A 21,941-nucleotide genomic window follows, 5' to 3' on the forward strand; every position below is an offset into this window, starting at 1 on the left:
CAAGGTGCGTTTTTTAGCAGCAATTGCCAGAGTTATCTGCGCGGTGAACTTATTCATCGGCAATCTCTTCTCATGGCTCGCACTCGGCATCGTGTTGGTCTGTTTCACCGTGGTCGTGCAGCGCTATCTTTTCGCGATCAGCTTCGTTTGGATGCAAGATCTCTATATTTGGCTAAACGGCGCGATGTTCACCGCCGTTGCGGGCTTTGCCCTGCTGCGCGACGACCATGTGCGGGTCGATATCTTTTACCGCCCCGCCACGATGGCACGCCGCGCGCTGATCGACCTGATCGGCGTGGTCGTTTTTCTGCTGCCCTTCTGCTGGATCGTTTACACCTATTCGATGCCCTTCGTGACACGCGCATGGGGTTATCAAGAAGGGTCCGCCAATGTGGGCGGCATGCCGGGGCTTTATATTCTCAAGGCCTTCATCATCGGCTTTGCATTTCTACTCGCAATTCAAGGGATTGCATGGATCATCCGCTCCATCCTCGTGCTCAGCGGCAATGCTGAGCTGGTGCCCAAATCCATGCAATACAGCCGGGACCAAATCCCCGCAGACCACCCGCAGGGAGCCGTTTGATGGATCCGATTTTGATCGGCGAAATGCTCGCCGCGCTAATGTTTTTTGGCGTTATCGGCTTTTTGCTCTTGGGCTTTCCGGTCGCCTTCACGCTTGCTGGTGTGTCGTTGCTCTTTGGATTGGTCGGCATCGGCTTTGGCGTCTTCGACCCATCGAACTTCGGCTCTCTGCCGAACCGTTACATCGGCTTCATGACCAACGAAGTCTTGGTCGCCGTGCCGCTATTTATCTTCATGGGGGTGATGCTGGAGCGCAGTCAGATCGCCGAGCAACTGCTGATGACCATGGGCAAACTCTTTGGCAATATGCGCGGCGGGCTTGGCTTTTCGGTCGTGATCGTGGGTGCGATGCTGGCCGCCTCAACCGGTGTGGTTGGCGCGACGGTTGTGACCATGGGGCTGATCTCTCTGCCTGCCATGTTGCGGGCAGGCTATGATCCAAAGCTTGCCACCGGCGTCATCTGCGCGAGCGGGACACTGGGCCAGATCATTCCACCGTCGACCGTTTTGATCTTCATGGGCGACATGCTCGCGGGCATCAACTCGCAAGTGCAGATGGCCAAGGGGAACTTTGCGCCATCGCCCGTGTCGGTCGGCGACCTTTTCGCCGGGGCGCTTTTGCCGGGCATCCTACTGGTGTCGCTTTACATGGGCTATGTCCTGTTCAAGGCCGTGACTGCGCCTGCCTCCTGCCCTGCGACACCCGTTCCTGCGGATGAAAAAGGCCAGCTTCTGCGGGACTTCTTTGTGGCGCTGGTGCCGCCGCTCTTGCTGATCCTTGCCGTTCTCGGTTCGATCCTCGGCGGTATTGCGACACCGACCGAGGCGGCTTCGGTCGGGGCCGTTGGCGCGATGGTCTTGGCAGCGTTGCGCTGGCGCCTGTCCTTCCGCATTCTGCGCGAGACGATGATCGCAACAGCGACAATCACCAGCATGGTCTTCATCATTCTGCTGGGGGCCTCGGTGTTCTCCATCGTGTTCCGCATGATGGGCGGCGACAATCTGGTGCATGAGTTCCTGAGCAACCTGCCCGGCGGCCCCTTGGCGGCGGTGGCGGTGGTGATGATCATCATGTTCTTCCTCGGGTTCATCCTTGATACCTTTGAGATCATCTTCATCGTGATCCCGATCACCGCGCCCGTGCTTTTGATGCTGGACATTGATCCGATCTGGCTGGGCGTGCTGGTGGGGGTGAACTTGCAGACCTCCTTCCTCACGCCGCCCTTCGGCTTTGCGCTGTTCTATTTGCGCGGGGTGGCTCCGGCGGATCTGCCGACCAGTGCGATCTACAAAGGCATTCTGCCGTTTGTGATGTTGCAGGTGGTGGCGATTGCGATCCTCTTCGCCTTCCCGCAGATCGTGACGTGGTTGCCGAAGTTGATCGCCGGGTAAGACGGCGTTTTTCTAGAGCAAAGGCCCGGTGGAAACGCTGGGCCTTTTGCGTTTAAGCGCTAAGGGCATCGCCCTCCCTGGTGGGCGATCTGGACGTGGGAAAGTAGCTGATGCCGTGCTTTCTCGCAAACCAATCCGGCTGGTGAAAGGTCGCAAAATCGCCCTCCGGGGGAGGAAGGGCGATGCCCTCAAATAAAAAGGCCCGGCGTTTCCACCGGGCCTTTCCACATTCCTGAACGCGAAGCTTAGTACTTCAAGAACTTCTGACGCGCCTGAACGTAGGGGCTGTCGATGTTCTCGGTCCGGGTGCGGACGAGGTTCAGCGCTTCGACAAAGCTGTCGGCGGTCTTCTTGACCAGCGGATCGTCGCTGTTGCGCAGCTCTTCGACCACTTCGACCGACGCCTTGGCACCGGCTTCCATGATGTCGTCGGGGAAGTTGCGCACGGTCACGCCATGCTCTTCCTGCAGCGTCTTCAGCGCACGAGGATCGTTGGCGTAGAAGTCAGCGGCAACCTGATCGTATTCCGCCTGGCTCACGTCACGGATGATCGCCTGCAGGTTCTCGGGCAGTTCCTGATACTTCTTCTTGTCGACGACAAGCTCTGTCGCCAGACCCGATTCCACGAAGGACGGCATGTAGTAGTTCTTAGCAACCTGATGGAAGCCGAGCGCCAGATCGTTGTAGGGGCCAACGAATTCCGCGGCATCGAGTGTGCCCGACTGCAGCGCCTGGAAAATCTCGCCCGCGGCCATGTTGGTCACGGTTGCGCCAAGCTTCTCCCAGACGCGGCCACCAAGGCCCGGCGTCCGGAAGCGTACACCTTTAACGTCGTCGAGACTCTTCAGCTCATCACGGAACCAACCACCCGTCTGCGTGCCGGTGTTGCCCGACAAGAAGCCCTGAACGCCGAACTGGTCATAGATCTCATCCCAGATTTCCTGACCGCCCATATAGCGCATCCAAGCTGTCAGCTCGGGCGTGGTCATGCCGTAAGGAACGCCGGTGAAGAACGACAGTGCCGGCGATTTGTTCTGCCAGTAATAGGCCGCGCCGTGGCTCATCTCGGCGGTACCGTCGATCACGGCATCGAGCGACTGCAGCGGCGGCACCATTTCACCGGCGGAGAAGACCTGAATGGTCAGCTCGCCACCCGAGGCGGCGGTGATCCGGTCGGCCAGACGCTGCGCGCCGACACCCAGACCGGGGAAGTTTTTGGGCCAAGTGGTGACCATGCGCCACGTGATGTTGCCCTGCGCAATAGCGGGCGCTGCAAGTGTCGTGGCGGCGGCACCTGCCCCCATCACACCAGCTTTGCGAATAAATGAACGACGATCCATGTTTTTCCTCCCAAACGGATATTTGCTAAGCCTCCCCCGACGTCGATGCGGAGGGCTCTGCGCAGCAGATAATCGTCGCTTTTCGAAAATGTCCATGGCTTAGGCAAATTGAAACCTCTCCTTCTGGACAAACTCTCCCCACGCCGCATACGTAGTGCTACTTAAAGCAGCATTATTATTGGTCTTTTGCCTTGTTTTTGGCAGAAAGGCCAATAATGTGCGAGCTGCCAGGGAGGGCTCAGATCTTGATAAAATTCATCGACCAGATGAACGAATTCGTCGGGCGTATCGTGTCGGTCGTCGCCGTCATTTTCGCCGCAATCATCATCTATGACGTTTTCATGCGCTATGCGCTGAATGACCCGACCCGCTGGGCTTTTGACGTTACGAAACAGTTATATGGCTTTTATTTCGTGATGCTGGGCGGCTATGCGCTGCGTCATCAAGCCCATGTGCGGGTCGATCTGATCACCGAAACCCTTGCCCCCACCCTGCGACGCTGGGTCGAAGCGGCGGGCTATGTGATCTTTTTCTTCCCCTTCGCGTGGATCTTCACCACCCGCTCTTATGAATTCGCCATGCGCTCTTATGCTCAGGGCGAGACGACCTATGGCTCGGTGCAGCTGCCGGTCTATCCGCTGAAAATGGCCATGGCGCTCGCCGCTGGTTTGCTGTTGCTGCAAGGTGTGGCGGAATTTTTGAAACTCGTACTTAACCGTCAGGAACTGCCCCGTGACGCCTGAACTCATTGCACTCACCATGTTTGGCCTGCTGTTGCTGGGCCTTTTCATGGGCCACCCGCTGGCCTTCGTTCTGGGCGGCACCGCCGTTTTGGGCGCTGTCATCGCTGGCAAGCCCATGGTGCTGGGCATCGTCATCAACCGGATTTTCGGCGATGTGCTCGACAACTTCACGCTGATCGCGATTCCGCTGTTCATCTTGATGGCGCGGTTCCTGTCCGATTCGGGCGTGACGGATAAGATGTTCGAATCGCTTCGGCTTTTGATGTCGAACATCCGCGGCGGTCTGGCGCTGGCGGTGGTCTTCATCTCGATCCTGCTGGCCGCCACCACCGGCATCATCGGCGCGTCGATCACCGTGATGGGCGTGATGGCCCTGCGCCCGATGCTGCAATATGGCTACAGCCCGACACTGACCACCGGCGTCATCGCGGCCTCCGGCTGTCTGGGCATTCTGATCCCGCCGTCGATCATGTTGATCCTTATGGCCTCCTATTCGCCCCTGTCGGTGGGCGAGCTTTTCGCCGGTGCGATGGTGCCGGGCGTGGTGCTGGGGCTGCTCTATGCGGTGTGGGTCTTTATCGTGGCCGTGGTGCGGCCGGATATGGCCCCGGCGGTTGAGCCGGATGAGAAGATCTCTAAACCCGCGCTTGTGCGTATGCTGCTGATCGAAGCCGTGCCGCCGCTGGTGCTGATCCTTGGCATCCTCGGCTCGCTTCTGGCGGGCATCGCCACGGCGACCGAAGCCTCGGCCATTGGCGCGGCGCTGGCGCTGGTCATCGTGATCATGCGGCGCAAGTTCACTTGGGCCAGCTTTTACGGCGCGATGCTGGAAACGGGCCGCACCTCGGCGATGATCTTGTTTATCGTTGTGGGCGCCACCGCTTTCACCGGCGTGTTCAACATCACCGGGGGTCTGCGCGCCACGCAAGAGATCATCCGCAACCTCGATATGGCCCCTTGGATGCTGATCGCGATGATGATGTTCATCGTCTTCATCCTCGGTGCATTCCTTGATTGGACCGGCATTGTGCTGCTGTCTTTCCCGATCTTCCTGCCCATCGTGCAGGAGATGGACGTGAGCCTGTTGTGGTTCGTCGTCCTGATGTCGGTGGTTTTGCAGACGTCCTTCCTCACCCCGCCCTTTGGATATGCGCTATTCTACCTGCGCGCCATTGCGCCGCGCGAGGTCAAGACGTCGCATATCATCGTCGGTGTGCTGCCGTTCATCGGGTTGATCCTGATGATGTGCGTGGCCATCGCCCTGTTCCCGCAGCTTGTCACTTGGCTGCCGGAAACGCTCTATACAAAATAAATCAACGGAGGAGAGAATATTATGAAATTGAAATCAACACTTGCCGGTCTGGCACTCTGCGCTGGCTTTGGCACGCAGGCCGCGGCCCAAGACAACTGGACCATGACCACCACATGGCCCACTTCGCTGGAACTGATCGAGATCGACAAACACTTCGTTGATCTGGCCAACAAGCTGACTGGCGAAGACCTGACCATCGAATTCTTCGAAGGCGGCTCCCTCGTGCCCGCAGGCGAAGTTTTCGGCGCGGTTGAATCGAACACCGTGCAGGCTGGCGCCGACTGGCCCGGTTACTGGGCTGGCCGCAACTCTGCCTTCTCGCCGCTGGCGACCACGGCGAGCCTGTTCAACGCGGTTGATTACGTCAACTGGATCGAACAATGGGGCGGCAAAGAACTCTATAACGAGATCTACGGCAAGTTCGGCATGGTCTATCTGCCCTACGGCGTGACCAACAACGAATCCGGTTTCCGCACCAACGAGCAGATCGTTACGCTGGAAGACCTCAAGGGCAAGCGTCTGCGTCTGTCGGGTCTTGAGCAAGGCCGTCTGTTGGAGAAACTGGGTGGCTCTCAGGTCTCCATGGCCGGTGGCGAAATCTACCAGTCGCTTGAGCGCGGCGTGATTGATGGTGCCGAATTCTCGACCCCCAACGTCGACTTCTCGGGCGGTTTCCAGCAGGTCACCAAATACTGGGCGACACCGGGCTGGCACCAGTCGGCGTCGATCTTCGGTGTGATGATCAACAAAGGCGCGTGGGACGCGCTGTCGGACGAAACCCGCGAAGCGCTTGAAATCGCGGCACAGGCTAACCTCGTCTGGTCGCTCTCCTTCACCGAGAAGCGCGCGACCGAAGCCTATCAGCAGTTCCTCGATGCGGGCATCGAGATCAACCGCTACGACGATGAAACGCTGGCCACCGTTCAGGAAATGGCCAACGAAACCATCGAAGAAACCGCCTGTGAGAACCCCGATTCCGCAAAGGTTTACCTGAGCCAGTTGGAGTATCTGAACGACTACGCCAAATGGCGTGACGCCTCGGCGCCGTTCAACTTGGGCCGCACGCCCAACGGTCCGGACATCGAAAAAATCCGCGCCTGCGCGGAGTGATCTGAGCCTATCGGTTCTAACGGAAAGGCCCGCCAAATGGCGGGCCTTTTTACGTTTTCGGGGGCTTAGTCTGTACCGAGACAGAATTAACCCCGCTCAGCCGGGACTACAGTTCAAGAATGCCTGCGACCTCTTGCGCTAGCGCGCGGACTTCATCCGCGGCAGGGCCGGACTTTTTCGCCTCGACCACACCCAGACCCCGGCCAAGGGCATCGGCGTAGATCACTCTGTTGGCCAGCGACGCGTCAAGCCGCCCGGCCCCAAGCTCGGCCACCGACTTGGCCACGTCATCGCCGACCCGCGTGCCGGCGCGGGTGCGGTTCATCACGATATGCGTCGGTTTCTGCGCCCGCTCGGCCAAATCCAATACGTCATGGGTTGCCCAGACATCGGCCTGACTGGCCGATACCGGCACCAGCACCAGATCCGAGTCGCGCAGGACCCAACGCACATCGCTATCCGCCTTTGGGGGCGTATCGATGAGAATGACATCAGCCTCGTTGCCGACCGTCCGGATGGCGCGGGATATCCCATAGGGGTCGCCGTGGCGAACTTCAGTTTTGGATCAAGCCCAAGCATCTCTTCGCGAATGTCGAGCCACTTGCCAAGGCTGCCTTGAGGGTCCGTATCCAACAGGCCCACGCTTTTGCCCGCTGCCAAATAGGCAATCGCCAAGTTCGAAACGAGGGTGGTCTTGCCTGCCCCACCCTTTTGTTGGGCTACACAGATAATCCGGGCGCTCATTTGCCAAGCCTTCAATAGGTTCTCTGCACCGCAGCATAACGGGCCAAGCCGGTAAAAGCGACAAATACCTCGCGACAGGCGCGCGGCACCCGCCTAGCCCTCGACACGCTTGAGAAACTTTTGCAATCGCGCATCCTTGGGCGCGCTGAAAATCTCAGATGGCGGGCCGCTCTCAACAATCTTGCCGCCGTCCATAAAGATCACCCGATCCGCGATCTCGCGGGCGAACTGCATCTCATGGGTCACGATCAGCATGGTTTGCTTGCGCTCTGCCACCGCGCGCATCAGGTCCAGCACCTCACCGACCCATTCAGGATCAAGCGCGGATGTCGGCTCATCGAACAGCATCAGCTCGGCCCCAAGCGCCATCGCGCGACCGATGCCGACACGTTGCTGCTGCCCGCCGGACAGCGCCGCGGGGAAACTGTCGGCCTTGTCGGCCAATCCGGTCTCGGCCAAGACCGAAAGCGCGCGCTGCTCGGCCTCATCCTTGGGGCGCTTTTGCACGGTGACAAGCGCCTCCATGATGTTCTCTTTCGCCGTCTTGTTGGCGAACAAGGCGTAGTTCTGAAACACCATCGCAGTCCGACGGCGCAGCGCCAGAATGTCGGCCTTGCGCACCTTCGCGGCGTCAACCGTCACATCGCCGATGCGAATGGTCCCCGCCTGCGGCACGTCGAGGAAGTTGAGACAGCGCAGCAGGGTCGATTTGCCCGTGCCGGAGGGGCCGATGACAACCACGCGCTCGCCTTCCGCAATCTGCAAATCAATGCCATTGAGGACCGGCGCGCCGCCGAAATGTTTGGTCAGGCCAGTGATATCAATCATCGGACGAACGCCTTGTTTAGATAGGTTTCAAGCCGCTTTTGCATCTGGCTAAGCGCTTCGACAATGACCCAATAGATCATCGCCACAACGAGATAGGCCTCGAAGTAGAGAAAGCTGCCCGCCGCCTCTTTCTGGGCTGCGCCCATCATTTCGGTCACGCCAAGAGTAAATGCCAGCGAGGTGCCTTTGATCATGTCGATGAAATAATTGACCAATGTGGGCGCGGCGATCCGGGCGGCCTGTGGCAGGATGATGCGCCACATCATCTGGCCTTGGGTCATGCCGATGGATTGCGCGGCCTCCCATTGGCTGCGGTCGACCCCCATGATCGCGGCGCGGATGCTCTCGGCCATATAGGCCGAGAAATGCAAGGTCAGGCCCATGATGGCGGCGGTCACGCCGTTGATATCCGACAGGAATGACAGCACCTGCGGCAGGCCAAAGTAGAACAGAAACAACTGCACCAGCAGCGGCGTGCCGCGGAAAAAGCTGATGAAGACGATCACGAACCAGTCGAGAACAGGCACTTTGGCCACCCGTTCGACAGCCAAAAGCGAGGCGAGGATGAGTGCACAGACCATCCCCGCCACCGCCATGAACAAAGTTAACGGTACATAGCCCAATATGACGGGCACCAGCCCCAGCATGTAGTCAAGGTCTAGCGCCCGCATGGGTTACTCCGCTTTGGTGATGTCAGTGCCGAACCATTTGTCCGAGATTTCGGTCAGTGTACCGTCTTCGCGCAGGGACTCCAGTGCGGTGTCGACACGGTCCCGCAGGGCGCGGCCTTCGTCATTGTCTTGGAACGGCAGCGCGTTGCGGATTTCGGAGAACGGCTTGCCTGCCAGTTGCAGCGGCAGGGGCTCTCCTGAATCAGCTGGGCAGAGGAAACCCGGTCCATCACGAATGCATCCACCCGGCCAAGCGCGGTGTCTTGGGCGATGTTGGACTCATAGGTCTTGATCTCGATCTCATCTGCAAAGTCGAGTTCGTTCAAAAGCTGCTCGAAGTTCGAGCCGAGGTTGACCGCAACGGTTTTACCGCGCAGGTCTTCGACGCCACCGATCTCTTCGTTGCCCTCTTTGGTCACGACCTGCGCGCCATCAAATACGTAAGGCGCGGTAAAGGCGAACTTTTCCTCACGCTCTGGCGTGATGGTGATCTGGTTGGCGATCGTGTCGATGCGGCCTGCGTCCAGCGCGCCGATCAGGCCGGAAAAGGCCATGGTTTCGAATTCAACCTCAAAGCCCGCCTCTTCGCCGACAGCATTCATCACGTCGACTTCGAAACCCTGAAGCACGTCCTGCTTAACGAAGGTGAAGGGGAAATAGCCGCCCGACATGCCCACGCGGAGCGTTTCATTGTCTTGGGCGAAGGCTGCGGTGCCAGAAACCGCGGCGAGCACGGTGGCGGTAACGATCTGTTTCAGCATTGAATTTACTCCTGTAACGCTTGAGCATCAGATGTCACCGGGCGCCGCCCGCTTCAACACCATTGCTGAAACAGGAACGTTTGACGGGCGGGATGGGTTAAGATGGAATGGGAGCTTTGGCCATCGGGTATGCGCGGGTCGAATTTCCTACTGTGGCCCCAGAGGCAGAACAGAATTCCCAAAAGGCAGGATTGATTCCTCAGCTGCGGGACGGATATGCGCAATTTACATAGCTTTGCGCCCCTCAAAGCGCGTCGATATCCAGCCCCTCAGCGGCCCAAGCGGCAAGCTTGCGGTCGACAGTTTTGCGAGAGACACCCAAACGCCGCGCGGCCTCGGCCCGGTTGCCGCCCGAAAGATCAAGAATGTGCAGCATGTGGCGCTGTGTGACCAGTTCAAGATCCTCGATTGCCCTTGGCCCATCGACGGTGCCATGGCCCGCAAAGGCTTCGGGCAGGCTGCCGAGGATGACCGAGCGTTCGATCAAATTTCGCAATTCTCGTACATTGCCCGGCCAATCGTAGCGCCGCAGTTTCAGCAATGTCTCGGCATCCAACCGCAGCGCGGGCATGCCAAGCGCGGTCGAGAATTGCTGCATGAACATCGCCGCCAGTTCGACGATATCATCCGAGCGGTCCTTGAGCGGCGGCATCGCGACTTCGACAACATTCATCCGGTGATAAAGGTCTGCGCGGAAACGCCCCTCCTCCACCGCTTTGGGCAAATCGGCATTTGTGGCGAAAAGGAACCGCAGGCTCAGCGGAATTTCCCGCTCGGCCCCTTCGGGCCGGATGCGTTGATCTTCCAGTACTCGCAACAAAGCCGCCTGCAACTGCTCCGGCATCTGCGCCACTTCATCAAGGAACAGCGTGCCGCCATCGGCCAAAAGGAACAGCCCCGGCTGTAGGGTTTCGTTCCCCTCCACCGCACCGAAGAGTTCAGGCACGATCCGATCCGGCGTAATGGCGGCGCAGTTGACCGCAACGAAAGGATGGTCGGCGCGGTCAGACATCTGGTGCAGTTGCCGCGCGGCCAACTCCTTGCCGGTGCCGCTGGCCCCAGTGAAAAGCACCGGCGTCGGGACCGGGGCAAGCCGGTTCAGCATCCCGCGCACCTTCGACAGGGCCTCGGACTTGCCAAGCATCTGCACCGCTGCCCCGCCCTGCAATTCACGCCGCAACAGCGTGTTGTCGCGGCGCAGGTTCTTGCGGTCGAGCGTGCGGGAAACGGCGCCGAGGATTTGGTTCGCCCGGAAGGGTTTCAGCACGAAATCACTGACGCCCGCGCGCAGCGCGGCGATGGCGGTTTCCAGATCGGCATAGGCGGTGATCAGAACCGTGTCGGCGTAAAACCCTTTGCGGCGCTGCTCGACCACCCATTCCAGCCCGGTTTTGCCGGGCATGACATTGTCCAGAACGACCACATCGAAATGCGCCTCGTCCAAGAGTTTGGTGGCCTCTGCAGGCGACGCGGCCTGTGCCACGCGCTTGACACGCGGCTCCAAAATCTTGGTCAGGAAATGGCGCATTCCCGGTTCGTCGTCGATCACAAGGATCGACGCGCCCTCGAGCGTGCCGCCGTATTCATCGCCTGCCGCCATGATATGCCTCTTCGGTGTCAGTCCAACCGGACGTTTTCACCTGAATAGACCTCAGCCGAGGAAAAGCCTATCTCATGCAGTCCGAAATAGGCCACAACGCCGATCACCGCGACGCCCAGAAACCCTGCCAGCATGGCTTTCATTGCGCGTATCCTTTTACCTGAACGCCGCCCATCATTCTGCGGGGGTCCGCTTGTCATCTTTGACCTCATCAAGCCAGAGCGAATGGTGCTGCTCGGCCCAACGTTCATCAACCTCGCCGTTGCCCATGGCGTCAAAGGCGCCTTCCATACCGAGTGTCCCGATATAGATGTGCCCCAAGATCACCGCCATCATCAGAAAGCCGATGATCGCGTGCCAAAGCTGGGCATATTGCATTTCCGCATGCGGCGTCAGATCGCCCTGAAGCGGGCCAAGGCCTGCGGCCTCGGCCATGCCGATGTCATTGATAAGGTTGAAGGTATGCCCGAAAAGCTGGATCTCGAAGGGAAACAGCAGCGACAGCCCCGAGAGCGAGACCGAGAAGCCCAGCAGGATCACGGCCCAGAAAACGATCTTTTGCCCGAAGTTGAACTTTTTCGCGGGCGGGTGTTTGTCGCCGATGAAACCGCCGCCTTGCTTGATCCAAACCCAATCGGTCTTGTTCGGGATATTGTGCCAAATCCACATCACAAAGACCATGACGAGCGCAATCATAAAGGCCCATGACACGTTGTTGTGGATGAACTTGGACCCGGTCAGCAGCACCGAGTTAAACTCATGCCCCAAGAGCGGAATGACCACCTTGCGGCCAAAGAGCGTGGCCAATCCCGTCAGGGCAAGCAGGATGAAAGACCCGGCCAGCATCCAATGGGCAAACCGTTCGATCGCTTTGAAACGGGTTATGGTACGCCCGACCTTGCCGCCTTCGATGCGGATCCGCCCCCGCAGGAGATAGAACAGCAAGAGCACGGCCAGCGTCCCGGCAAGAAGCCAAGCGCCGTAGGTTGCCAGCGGCCCTTCGCGGAATTGTTGCCACCACATGCCGTTGTCTTGCACCAAGACGCGGCCCGTCTTGTTCATCGTGCTGACGCGCACGGGCAATTCGTTATAGCGGATGCCGCGCCACAGGTCCGGGTCCGAGCGCCCGCCAAGCGGGCCAAGGCCCGGCACCGTTGCAGCGTCGCCGCCCAGATTGTTGCGCCGGAACCCGTCGTCAATCTCGGCCCCGTTTTGGCGGCGTTCGATGTCGGCCAGGTTCTGCGCGCCGCCGGTGTTGGCGCGGTCAATGGCCGAGGGGGTCGCGTTCTCGGGCAGGCGCACGTCCTGCGCCGTGGCGCTGACCGGCAGCGCGGCCAAGGCGAGAATGAAAAGAGCCATCAGGTGGCGCAGCATGGGAAATCCCCCGGCTAGACAGATATGGAGAAAAGGGGCGACCCGGTCAGGCCGCCCCGAAAGCCGTTACTGGCCTTTTTGCTCGTAAGCCGTGCCCCAGCCCCAAGCGCCGGAGCCAAAGCCGCGCGCGACAACACGCTCGCGGTAGATGTCGGAGACCATGTCCCCGTCACCGGCCAGAAGCGCCTTGGTCGAACACATCTCGGCGCAGATTGGCAGTTTGCCTTCCGCGATCCGGTTGCGGCCGTACTTCTGGAACTCCGCCTGAGAGTGGTTTTCCTCGGGGCCACCGGCGCAGAAGGTACATTTGTCCATCTTGCCGCGGCTGCCGAAGTTGCCAGCCTGCGGATACTGCGGCGCGCCGAAGGGGCAGGCGTAGAAGCAGTAACCGCAACCAATGCAGAGGTCCTTGGAGTGCAGAACGATGCCATCGTCGGTCTGGTAGAAACAATCCACCGGGCAGACCGCCATACAGGGCGCGTCCGAGCAGTGCATACAGGCGACCGAGATCGAGCGTTCGCCCGGTTGGCCGTCTTGAATGGTTACCACGCGGCGGCGGTTGATGCCCCAAGGGACTTCGTGTTCGTTCTTACAAGCCGTTACACATGCGTTGCATTCAATGCAGCGCTCGGCATCGCAGAGAAACTTTGCTCTTGCCATTCTCTTGTCTCCTTACGCTGGCATAATCTTGCAGAGAGTCGCTTTGGTCTCCTGCATTTGCGTCACTGAATCGTAGCCGTAGGTCTGAACCGTGTTGGTGCTTTCGCCCAGAACGATCGGATCGGCCCCGTCGGGGTATTTGTCCCGCAGGCTGACACCTTCCATGTGCCCGCCGAAGTGGAAGGGCATGAAGGCCACGCCCTCGCCCACCCGTTCGGTGACCATGGCCATCACCTTGATCTTGCCGCCCTCGGGCCCTTCGACCCAGACATCGGACCCGTCGCGCACGCCGAGGTTGTTGGCGTCACGGGTGTTGATCTCGATGAACATGTTCTGTTGCAGCTCGGCAAGCCATGGGTTCGACCGGGTCTCGTCCCCGCCGCCCTCATATTCGACCAGACGGCCAGATGTGAGGATGAGCGGGAATTCCTTCGAGAAGTCGTTCTTTTGGATCGAGGCATAAAGCGTCGGCACCCGCCAGAAGGTCTTGTCTTCGTAGGTCGGATAATCCGCCACCAGATCGCGCCGGTTGGAATAGAGCGGCTCGCGGTGTTTTGGCACCGGGTCGGGGAAGGTCCAGACCACGCAGCGGGCCTTGGCGTTCCCGAAAGGCGCGCAGCCATGTTCAATCGCGACCCGCTGGATGCCGCCCGAAAGGTCGGTCTTCCAGTTGATGCCACCGACTTGGGCCACGTAATCGGATTCCATCTCGCCTTGCTGCGAGGTTTCACCGACCTCTTCTTGGCCATCGTCCGCATTTTCAGGCTTCTCGTAACCTGCGACCGCTTCGATGATGGCGCGTTCCTCCGCTGTGAGATCGCCGTCCCAGCCCAAATCCGTCAGCATCTGCATCGTGAACTCAGGATAGCCGTCTTTGATCTCGGAGCCTTTGGAATAGACACCTTCAGCCAGCAGGTTTTCACCGTCACGTTCCACACCAAAACGGGCGCGGAAGGTCAGGCCGCCTTCGGCCACTGGCAGCGACAGATCGTAAAGGTTCGCCGTGCCGGGGTGGTTCATCTCGGGCGTGCCCCAGCAGGGCCATGGCATGCCGTAGTAATCGCCATCCGCCGGGCCGCCGTTGGCACGCAGAGTGGTTTTGTCGAAGGTGTGCTGGTTCTGCATGTGCATTTTCATCCGCTCGGGCGACTGCCCGGTATAGCCGATGGTCCACATGCCTTTGTTGAACTCGCGCGTCAGGTCTTCGATGAGCGGCTCTTCACCGTTCACTTCGATGTTGCGGAACATGCGATCATCAAAGCCGAACTTCTTGGCGAACTTATAGAGGATCGTATGGTCCGGCAGGCTTTCAAACAGCGGCTCGACGACCTTTTCGCGCCACTGGAGCGAGCGGTTCGATGCGGTCACGGAACCGGAGGTTTCGAACTGCGTACAGGCCGGGAGCAGATAGGTGTTGTCGGTCCGATCGTGGAGAACGGCAGAGACGGTTGGGTATGGGTCGACCACAACCAGCAGGTCGAGCTTTTCCATCGCCGTTTTCATCTCACCCTGACGGGTCTGCGAGTTCGGCGCGTGGCCCCAGAGCACCATGGCTTTGGTGTTGTCGGGCTGCTCAAGGTTCTCACGGTCCTCAAGCACACCATCGATCCAACGCGACACCGGGATGCCGGTGAGGTTGATCATCTTTTGCTCTTCGCCCGCGCCATCGGTCCACGAGGCGAAGCGGCTCTGGATCCATTCCAGATCCTCACCCCAGACCCGCGCCCAATGCGCCCAAGAGCCATCGGACAGGCCGTAGTAGCCCGGCAGCGTATCGGCCAGAACGCCAAGGTCGGTCGCGCCCTGCACGTTGTCGTGGCCGCGGAAGATGTTGGTGCCGCCACCGGCGGTGCCCATGTTGCCCAAGGCCAGCTGCAGAATGCAGTAAGCGCGGGTGTTGTTGTTGCCGTTGGTGTGCTGCGTGCCACCCATGCACCAGATCACTGTGCCGGGGCGGTGGTTGGCCAGTGTCCGCGCGACGCGCTGAAGCTGTTCGCCGGGCACGCCGGTGACGCGCTCAACCTCATCGGGGGTCCAGTTGGCGACTTCCTGACGGATTTCATCCATGCCCCAGACGCGGGTGCGGATGAATTCCTCATCCTCCCAACCGTTCTCGAAGATATGGTAGAGGATACCCCAGACCAGCGCCACGTCAGAGCCGGGACGCATCCGCACATATTCGTCGGCATGGGCCGCGGTGCGGGTGAACCGCGGATCGCAGACGATCAGCGGCGCGTTGTTCTCTTCTTTGGCTTTCAGCACGTGCTGCAGCGACACCGGGTGCGCCTCGGCGGGGTTGCCGCCGATGATGAAGATCGCGCGCGACTTGTGGATGTCGTTGTAGCTGTTGGTCATGGCGCCGTAGCCCCATGTGTTCGCCACGCCTGCCACGGTGGTAGAGTGACAGATCCGCGCCTGGTGGTCGACGTTGTTGGTGCCCCAGTAGGCGGCGAATTTGCGGAACAGATAGGCCTGTTCGTTGGAGTGTTTCGCCGAGCCGAGCCAGTAGACCGAATCCGGGCCGGAGGTATCACGGATCGACAGCATCTGATCGCCGATCTCGTTGATCGCCTGCTCCCAAGAAATCCGCTGCCATTCGCCGCCGACTTTCTTCATCGGGTATTTCAGGCGGCGCTCACCATGGGCGTGCTCACGGACCGAGGCGCCCTTGGCGCAATGCGCGCCGAGGTTGAAGGGGCTGTCCCAACCGGGTTCTTGACCGAGCCAAACACCGTCCGACACTTCGGCGATGACGGTACAGCCGACCGAGCAATGGGTGCAGACGGATTTCTTGACTTCCATCTTTCCGCTGACGGCTGCGGTGGCGGCTGATGCCTGTTGCACGCTGCCCGCGGTGCCTGCGATTGCGGCAAGCCCGCCGATGGCAAGGCCCGAACCGCGCAGGAACGCGCGCCGGTCAATACCGCTGCGCGCCACATCGGACATGATGCCTGTCCGCTGCGCAGACCGCGCGACCCCATTGGTCTTTTTCCTCAACATATCTTCACTCCCTATGCGCGGGCTGGTCCCCGCCTGAGGTGGCTATTGAACGGCGGGTGTTATCGCCTTGCCAAGTTTTCGGGGCCTCGCCCCGGTTATCTGATCAGAACCGCGCGGCGGCGTAATAGGCCCGCGTGTGTTCGGTGTCTTGGATGCGGACCGACGACAGGTCGGGGGCTTGGGCCGCTTCGGCCTCGGTCCCTGTGGTGGCCACGGCAACGGCGGCCAAGGGGCGGCGGAGCCCGCGAATTTCAGGAAGTCGCGCCGGTCCTTGCGAACGGGTGCGTCGGTGGTACCCTCTGGCTTGCGTGTCATCTTCTCTCTCCTGTTACGTCTCTTGTTCAGGGGCGCGTGGCCCCGCCTGTCTCATCGCGGTGGGTCTAGTCGTCTTTGCTGAGCCGGAAGGCTTCGGCTTCAATCTGCATGAAGGCACGGCCAATTTTGCCCACGGGGGCATAGAAGACCGAGTTTTTCGCGCCTTCGAGGTCGGCAAAGAAGTGCCCAGCCCAAGGGGCGATATGCCGGTTAAAGAATGTCTTTTGCTGCGCCAGCGTCGCGGGGGACGCAAAACGGCCTGCGATCATCGCGCCCATCATCTCCATGAGCGAAGCGATGTTGTCTTCGGGCTCAAACACATTCGCTGCCCGTTCCAACCCGCGCGCCACCATGTCTTGCCGCAGCGCGGCCAGCGGTTTTTCGTTGAGAAAGCCGGTCAGATAGAAGCTGGCATAGGGCAGAAGTTCCCCCCGACCCAGCCCGATGAAAAGCCGATTGAACTCACTCTCGGCGCCCGACGGTTTGGTTTTGGCGGCGAGTTTGGACAGCGTCTTGAAGCCCTGCCCCAACTCGCTGTCATCCCCCGACAGACCCGCGCATTGATCCAACAAGATCTGATCCGGCGGCCCGGAAAGGATTAGCCCCATGAAGTTGTAAAGGTCCGCGCGCAGGCGGTCTTCTTCGGGCAGGGGCGTCGCGGCCAATTGGGTCATGCGCTGCTACCTTCCATGTCCTGTGCCAGATCGCTGGCAAATTGAAACCGCATCCGGCGGTGGGTCGGCGCGGGCTGCGCTTCGGCTTCTTCTTCCGGGGCGGCATGATGCACCTCAAGAGGCGCATCTGGGGCCAGCGCCGTTTCGGTCCGGCGGGGGCCGGGCACGACGACATCATGGGTCGAGGCCAGAACGGGCGCGTCATTGTTGGCGCTCTCAACCGTCTCTTCGGGTGCGTCGGCCTCAGCGGTCAGCACCTCCTCGACCTTCGAGACCATGCCGCGGCCCACTTGATAGATCGTGTTAACCGGTTTCCCAGCTGTCGCCGCCGCTGTGTAATCGTCGTCGTAATCGTTCAACCCGTCAAGGCAGGCCAGCACTGGGTTGGTTTTCCAAAAGCTGCGCAGCGCGCGGGTCTTGAGCCGTTGGGGCAGTTGCGCCTTGAGAAAGGCACGCAGTTGTTCGCCGCTCACCAGATCCTCGGGCGCGGGCAGATCGAACTCGGCCAGCAGGTCATCATCGCTGCGCTCGGCCAGCGCGGCTTCTTCAGCCTCTGCCACCTGCGCTGCGTGAACGCGCACTTCGGCTTCTGCCTCAGCCGCGACGGCGGCGCGGCGTTTCTGCCAAAAACCGCTCATGCCAGACGCTTTCGTTTCAGCGCGGGCGATGCATAGATGTCCGCAGGCTTTTCAATGCGCGGATCCCCGATCCCGTCTTGTTTAAGATCAGTGCGCAGACGATCCCGGCGGCGTTTGACGAAGGCTTCCTCTTGGTGGAACTCTTCGACGAACTCTTGCACCCATGCCAACAGACCCGGCGTCATCGCGACCTTTTCAACCACCTCTTCGGCGCTGTCGCAATAATCCTGCGCCTCATAGGGCGATGCTGTGACCAGCGCGAGTTTGAAGGGGCGGTCGGTTGCACCCGGAATGGGGCGCATCACAACATAGACACATGGCACATCCGCGCCGAGCCCGTGGACATAGGCTTCGGTCTCGGCTCCGTGGAGGTCCAGCTTGAGCGTGGCGGCGTGGTACTCGACGATCTCGCCGTCGCGGCGCAGCTCGCGCCAATCGGCCTCCCCGGCACCGGGCAGCACGGCGGTCGCTTTCCAGCTCCACTTGGCCCAACGGGTCACCCCCGGCGCGCGCCGCAGTACAATGCCCAAGGGCATCGTCCGATACATTGTCGGGTTGTGAATCAAATTGCTCCTCCGTTTCAACGACCTTCGCCTCTAAGGCTGGTCCGGGGAAGCGCAAATCCGCGCCAAAGCCCGAAAAACCCGGCTTTCGAGACAAGATGGCCCATCGGCTTGGCCCGCCAATGGCGCCTCGGCCTAATTGTCTAACTTGAGTATTTCGCTCGGAAAATGAGTGAATCGCAAAATTCGAATCACTGCCCCGGCTGACCGCTGTTTCTGCCTGCTTCACCGCCTAGGAGCAGCACCGCCGCGCCGCGAATTTCGGTTGTAGGGGGTGGCAAATCCCGTCTAGCTTGGGGCCTCTGCCCTGCCCAGATGGGCTGCGGAATGTCGTGCGAGATAAGGGAAAATTCATGGCCAAGACATTGATAACATGCGATTGCGCAGGGTCGCAGCGTATCGATTCCGATGCATTGGCCGAGCGCAGCGGTTTGGCGGTCGCGCCCCCTGTTCGGCCCTCTGCACCACCCAGATCGACCGGGCGGCCAAGGCCCTGACTGCCGGGGACGCAATTTTATGCTGCACCCAAGAAGAGCGGGTCTTTACCGAATTGGCCGAGGAACTAGGCCAGCCCCTGCCCCCTTCTTGGACCTGCGCGACCGGGCCGGATGGTCGGATGACCCCCGTGACAAACTACCCAAAATGTCCGCCCTTGCAGCCGAGGCGCTTTTGGACGCCCCGGCAGAGAAAACCATCGATGTCGGCTCCGAAGGGCTTTGCCTGATCGTGGGGCGCGGCCCGGCGGCGCTGGAGGCGGCGGCACAGCTCAAGGACCACCTGAGTGTCACGCTGTTGATGGACGACGCGGTGACACAGGCCGAGGACAATCTGCCCGAGGTGCGCGATTTTGACCTCATTTCCGGCAAGCTGCGCCGTGCCAAGGGCGCGCTTGGACAGTTCGAAGTGGTGATCGACGCGCTGCGGCAGGTCGACCCGCGTGGCCGGGGACCGCTCAACTGGACCGCGCCGCGCGACGGTGCGCGCAGCCAATGTGACATCATCATCGACCTGCGCGGCGAGACGCCGCTGTTCCCGGCGCATGAAAAACGCGAAGGCTACCTGCGCGCCGATCCCGGCCACCCGCCTGCCGTGGCCGCCGCCGTGTTGGCTGCCTCGCATCTCACCGGCACATTTGAGCAGCCGCTCTATGTGCGGACCGAGCCGCTGCTCTGCGCCCATTCCCGCGCGGGGCAAACCGGCTGTACCAATTGTCTGGACCTTTGCCCCACTGGCGCAATCACGCCCGACGGCGATCATGTTGCGATCGACCCGATGATCTGCGCGGGCTGCGGTGCCTGTTCCTCGGCCTGCCCCTCGGGTGCGATCAGCTATGACGCGCCGCCCGTCGATTTCACCATGCGCCGGGTGCAGACACTGGCGCGTGCCTATCTCGAAGCGGGCGGCGAAGCGCCGCGCCTGATGGTGCATGACGCCCATGGCGCCGAGATGATCCGCCTTGCCGCACGCCACGGGCGCGGGCTGCCTGCCGATGTGGTGCCGATGGCGCTCGATGCGCTCGCCGCCTTTGGCCATGCTGAGGCGCTGGCCGCGCTCGCCGCCGGGTTCGCCCATGTCTCGCTTCTGCTTGGCCCCAAGGCCGACCGCGACGCGATTGAGACGCAGACCGCGCTGGCCCGCGCCATTGCGGGGGACGCGCGGATGTCGCTGATTGACACCCCCGACCCCGAGGCGCTGACCGACATCCTCTATGACAGCGAGGCCCCTGCCCCCGTCGCCCAGCCGGTGCGCCCCATGGGCAGCCGCCGCCAGATCGCCCGGCAGGCAGCGCGGGCGCTCAACCCCGAGGCCGAGGTGTTGGACCTGCCCGAGGGTGCGCCCTACGGCGCCGTTCTGGTCGACAAAGATGCCTGCACGCTGTGTCTGTCCTGCGTGTCGCTCTGCCCTTCGGGCGCGCTCGGCGACAACCCGGACCTGCCGCAACTGCGCTTTCAGGAAGACGCCTGCCTGCAATGCGGGCTCTGCGCCAATGTCTGCCCCGAGGATGCCATCACCCTCGCGCCGCGCCTCGACCTGACCGAAGCCGCGCTGAGCCAGCGCGTGCTGAACGAGGAAGAGCCCTTTGCCTGCGTCGAATGCGGAAGCCTCTTTGGTGTGAAATCCACCGTGGAGAAAATCACCGACAAGCTGCGCAGCCATTCGATGTTTGCCGACGAGGCAAAACTGCGGATGATCCAGATGTGCGATGACTGCCGGATCAATGCGCAGTATCACAGCACCAACAACCCGATGACCGGCAACGAACGCCCGCGCCCTCGGACCACCGACGATTATCTCTCCAAACGGCGCGACCACTAGGCCGCCCACAGCACAGGAGCCACCCATGAGCGAAGACTTCAACATGTCGATGCGCAAGTTTCTCAAACAGGTCGGCGTGACCTCGCAGCAGGCCATCGAAAAGGCCATGCGCGACCATGACACCAGCGGCAAAGAGTTTGCGGTCAAGGCCGTGATCACCATCCCCGAACTGGGCCTTGAGCATGAGATCGACGGCACCATCGCCGGCGCGGACAAGGGCGAGGCATAAGCGACGTGACAGCCAGCAGGAAGCGGTCTTGACCGCCTTGAAGACCGTGACCGATCCGGCCACGGGGACAGACATCGTGGCCAGCGGCGTGATGCGCGCGCTGAATGTGGATGACGCGGGCGCGGTGCGTTTCGTGATGGAAATCCCGCCCGCCCAAGCCAAAGCCTATGAGGAGGCCAAGGCGCTGGCCGAAGCGGCGCTGGCGCAGGTCGAGGGGGTCTCGAAAGTCTCCATCGTGCTGACCGGCCACAGCGAGAAAGCCCCGCCGCCTGACCTCAAGCCTCAGCGCAAAGCGGAGCCAACCGGCCCGCAAAAATCCCCGGCGTCGACCGGATCATCGCCGTCGCCTCGGGGAAGGGCGGCGTCGGCAAATCCACCGTTTCCGCGAACCTCGCCTGTGCGCTGGCCGCCCAAGGCCGCCGGGTCGGGCTGCTGGATGCCGATGTCTACGGCCCCAGCCAGCCGCGCATGCTCGGCGTCTCTGGCCGCCCCGCCTCGCCCGATGGCAAGACCATCCTGCCGATGCGCAACCACGGCGTTACCATGATGTCGATTGGCCTGATGACCAACGAAGACCAAGCCGTGGTCTGGCGCGGGCCGATGCTGATGGGCGCGCTGCAGCAGATGATGACGCAGGTGCAATGGGGCGCGCTTGACGTGCTGATCGTGGACCTGCCGCCCGGCACCGGCGACGTGCAGATGACGCTGGCGCAAAAGGCCCATGTGGATGGGGCGGTTATCGTCTCTACACCGCAGGATGTGGCTCTGATCGACGCGCGCAAGGGCATCGATATGTTCAACCAGCTGAAGGTGCCGATCCTCGGCATGATCGAAAACATGTCGACGCATATCTGCACCAATTGCGGCCACGAAGAGCATGTTTTCGGCCACGGCGGCGTCGCGACTGAAGCCGAGAAATGGGGCGTGCCCCTGCTGGCCGAAGTGCCGCTCGATCTGCAGATCCGTCTCGCCTCCGACGGCGGCGCGCCGATCACCGTCAGCCAGCCGGATAGCAAGCAGGCCGCGGCCTTTCACGCCATCGCCAAGCAACTCGTGGACGCTGGCGCCGCATGAGCGAACCGCTGTCCT

18 protein-coding genes and 5 pseudogenes are annotated in these 21,941 nt (G+C 61.1%); 8 read left to right on the forward strand and 15 right to left on the reverse strand.

Features of this window, described 5'->3' with window-relative positions; translation table 11 throughout:
• Positions 1–4 precede the first annotated feature (4 nt).
• On the forward strand, positions 5–583 hold the full coding sequence (locus tag ACFQAU_RS20630; protein ID WP_067622577.1) for a TRAP transporter small permease subunit: 579 nt from the start codon (positions 5–7) through the stop codon (positions 581–583).
• Positions 583–1,974, forward strand: coding sequence for a TRAP transporter large permease (locus ACFQAU_RS20635; RefSeq protein WP_132445445.1), 1,392 nt, complete (start codon positions 583–585; stop codon positions 1,972–1,974). Before ACFQAU_RS20630 ends, ACFQAU_RS20635 begins: the two co-directional genes overlap by 1 nt.
• A 245-nt stretch (positions 1,975–2,219) precedes the next feature.
• Here ACFQAU_RS20635 and ACFQAU_RS20640 read toward each other — a convergent pair whose 3' ends face one another.
• Positions 2,220–3,314: a TRAP transporter substrate-binding protein gene (locus ACFQAU_RS20640; protein ID WP_067622572.1), complete on the reverse strand. Its 1,095-nt coding sequence runs from the start codon at positions 3,312–3,314 to the stop codon at positions 2,220–2,222.
• A 242-nt stretch (positions 3,315–3,556) separates the two neighbouring features.
• Between ACFQAU_RS20640 and ACFQAU_RS20645 the strand changes: the two genes are divergently transcribed.
• The 3 genes from ACFQAU_RS20645 to dctP are packed head-to-tail and all read left to right on the forward strand — an operon-like array spanning position 3,557 to position 6,479.
• Positions 3,557–4,057 (forward strand): TRAP transporter small permease subunit, encoded by a 501-nt coding sequence (locus ACFQAU_RS20645; protein WP_067936149.1) that lies wholly within the window; start codon positions 3,557–3,559, stop codon positions 4,055–4,057.
• Positions 4,058–4,073: 16 nt separating this feature from the next.
• Positions 4,074–5,369, forward strand: coding sequence for a TRAP transporter large permease (locus ACFQAU_RS20650; protein ID WP_067941246.1), 1,296 nt, complete (start codon positions 4,074–4,076; stop codon positions 5,367–5,369).
• A gap of 21 nt (positions 5,370–5,390) precedes the next feature.
• Positions 5,391–6,479, forward strand: a complete 1,089-nt coding sequence (gene dctP / locus ACFQAU_RS20655; RefSeq protein ID WP_067941242.1) for a TRAP transporter substrate-binding protein DctP — start codon at positions 5,391–5,393, stop codon at positions 6,477–6,479.
• A gap of 106 nt (positions 6,480–6,585) precedes the next feature.
• Here the strand turns inward: dctP and ACFQAU_RS20660 are convergent, their stop codons facing one another.
• The 14 genes and pseudogenes from ACFQAU_RS20660 to ACFQAU_RS20725 form a co-directional block, all read right to left on the reverse strand.
• Positions 6,586–6,930, reverse strand: coding sequence for a hypothetical protein (locus ACFQAU_RS20660; protein WP_386285130.1), 345 nt, complete (start codon positions 6,928–6,930; stop codon positions 6,586–6,588).
• 182 nt (positions 6,931–7,112) lie between these two features.
• Positions 7,113–7,223: pseudogene (locus ACFQAU_RS20665) on the reverse strand (AAA family ATPase); the annotation flags it as partial.
• A gap of 93 nt (positions 7,224–7,316) precedes the next feature.
• Positions 7,317–8,051, reverse strand: a complete 735-nt coding sequence (locus ACFQAU_RS20670; protein WP_132445439.1) for an amino acid ABC transporter ATP-binding protein — start codon at positions 8,049–8,051, stop codon at positions 7,317–7,319.
• A complete protein-coding gene (locus tag ACFQAU_RS20675; protein ID WP_120352433.1) occupies positions 8,048–8,722 on the reverse strand; it encodes an amino acid ABC transporter permease in 675 nt (224 codons plus the stop codon). The genes ACFQAU_RS20670 and ACFQAU_RS20675 overlap by 4 nt, the downstream gene beginning before the upstream one ends.
• A 3-nt stretch (positions 8,723–8,725) precedes the next feature.
• Positions 8,726–9,483: pseudogene (locus ACFQAU_RS20680) on the reverse strand (amino acid ABC transporter substrate-binding protein).
• A gap of 244 nt (positions 9,484–9,727) precedes the next feature.
• Positions 9,728–11,083, reverse strand: a complete 1,356-nt coding sequence (locus ACFQAU_RS20685) for a sigma-54-dependent transcriptional regulator (protein WP_120352435.1) — start codon at positions 11,081–11,083, stop codon at positions 9,728–9,730.
• A gap of 17 nt (positions 11,084–11,100) precedes the next feature.
• Positions 11,101–11,226: a hypothetical protein gene (locus tag ACFQAU_RS20690; protein WP_259950196.1), complete on the reverse strand. Its 126-nt coding sequence runs from the start codon at positions 11,224–11,226 to the stop codon at positions 11,101–11,103.
• Between the two features lie 31 nt (positions 11,227–11,257).
• Positions 11,258–12,457 carry a formate dehydrogenase subunit gamma gene (locus ACFQAU_RS20695; RefSeq protein WP_132445436.1) on the reverse strand — a complete coding sequence of 400 codons (1,200 nt, stop codon included), beginning with the start codon at positions 12,455–12,457 and terminating at the stop codon, positions 11,258–11,260.
• A 66-nt stretch (positions 12,458–12,523) separates the two neighbouring features.
• The gene (fdh3B, locus tag ACFQAU_RS20700) at positions 12,524–13,117 is read right to left on the reverse strand and encodes a formate dehydrogenase FDH3 subunit beta (protein ID WP_067266580.1); all 594 of its coding nucleotides are present in this window, start codon (positions 13,115–13,117) and stop codon (positions 12,524–12,526) included.
• Positions 13,118–13,129: 12 nt separating this feature from the next.
• On the reverse strand, positions 13,130–16,117 hold the full coding sequence (locus ACFQAU_RS20705) for a formate dehydrogenase subunit alpha (RefSeq protein WP_132445433.1): 2,988 nt from the start codon (positions 16,115–16,117) through the stop codon (positions 13,130–13,132).
• Positions 16,118–16,220: 103 nt separating this feature from the next.
• Positions 16,221–16,432: pseudogene (locus ACFQAU_RS20710) on the reverse strand (twin-arginine translocation pathway signal protein).
• A gap of 65 nt (positions 16,433–16,497) precedes the next feature.
• Positions 16,498–17,106: a TorD/DmsD family molecular chaperone gene (locus tag ACFQAU_RS20715; RefSeq protein ID WP_132445427.1), complete on the reverse strand. Its 609-nt coding sequence runs from the start codon at positions 17,104–17,106 to the stop codon at positions 16,498–16,500.
• Positions 17,103–17,744 carry a DUF3306 domain-containing protein gene (locus ACFQAU_RS20720; RefSeq protein ID WP_132445424.1) on the reverse strand — a complete coding sequence of 214 codons (642 nt, stop codon included), beginning with the start codon at positions 17,742–17,744 and terminating at the stop codon, positions 17,103–17,105. Before ACFQAU_RS20720 ends, ACFQAU_RS20715 begins: the two co-directional genes overlap by 4 nt.
• Entirely contained in the window at positions 17,741–18,280 is a 540-nt protein-coding gene (locus tag ACFQAU_RS20725) for a DUF3305 domain-containing protein (RefSeq protein WP_067941244.1), read from the reverse strand. The genes ACFQAU_RS20720 and ACFQAU_RS20725 overlap by 4 nt, the downstream gene beginning before the upstream one ends.
• 380 nt (positions 18,281–18,660) lie before the next feature.
• Between ACFQAU_RS20725 and ACFQAU_RS20730 the strand changes: the two are divergent.
• From ACFQAU_RS20730 to apbC, 3 genes and pseudogenes are all read left to right on the forward strand, one after another.
• A pseudogene (locus ACFQAU_RS20730) lies at positions 18,661–20,623 on the forward strand (4Fe-4S binding protein).
• A 25-nt stretch (positions 20,624–20,648) separates the two neighbouring features.
• Positions 20,649–20,852: a DUF6494 family protein gene (locus ACFQAU_RS20735; protein WP_067628701.1), complete on the forward strand. Its 204-nt coding sequence runs from the start codon at positions 20,649–20,651 to the stop codon at positions 20,850–20,852.
• Positions 20,806–21,926 (forward strand): annotated as a pseudogene (gene apbC, locus ACFQAU_RS20740) (iron-sulfur cluster carrier protein ApbC). The gene ACFQAU_RS20735 and the pseudogene apbC overlap by 47 nt, the downstream one beginning before the upstream one ends.
• The last annotated feature ends 15 nt before the right edge of the window (positions 21,927–21,941 follow it).

The sequence above is a fragment of the Sulfitobacter profundi genome (genome assembly GCF_042661425.1).
GTDB lineage: Bacteria > Pseudomonadota > Alphaproteobacteria > Rhodobacterales > Rhodobacteraceae > Sulfitobacter > Sulfitobacter profundi.